The sequence below is a fragment of the Tritonibacter sp. SIMBA_163 genome (genome assembly GCF_046535935.1).
Taxonomy (GTDB): Bacteria; Pseudomonadota; Alphaproteobacteria; order Rhodobacterales; family Rhodobacteraceae; genus Epibacterium; species Epibacterium scottomollicae.
The window spans coordinates 1-279 of record NZ_JAWJBP010000325.1 but is presented as its reverse complement, the minus strand read 5'-3'; the positions used below and the strand labels follow the sequence as shown (position 1 = coordinate 279).

Annotated in this window: 1 protein-coding gene; it reads left to right on the top strand. The window is 56.3% G+C overall.

The window, feature by feature from the left end; all coding sequences use genetic code 11:
* Positions 1-195 (top strand): helix-turn-helix transcriptional regulator (locus R0J92_RS22585; RefSeq protein ID WP_411053304.1); only part of this gene is annotated, 195 nt, incomplete at its 5' end.
* Positions 196-279: the final 84 nt, after the last annotated feature.

The window sequence follows — 279 nt, the reverse complement described above, 5'->3', positions numbered from 1 at the left end:
GACTGCCTGCGCTGGGCCGCAAATGGCAAGACGGATGGCGAGATCGCGGAAATCCTGAACATCGCACGTTGGACGGTGGTGACTTATCTCCAGAACGCCAAGATCAAGCTCAACTGCTCCAACCGCACTTCAGCCGTGGCGACGGCGCTGTCGCTCGGCATCATCGAAATGCCGGAAGTCCATCATCTGAACTGATGCCAGCGGACTTGCAGAGACAAGAACACCGGATGTTTCAGACATCCGGTGTTTTGTGCTTTCAGGCCCTTTTTCTGAGCGGCA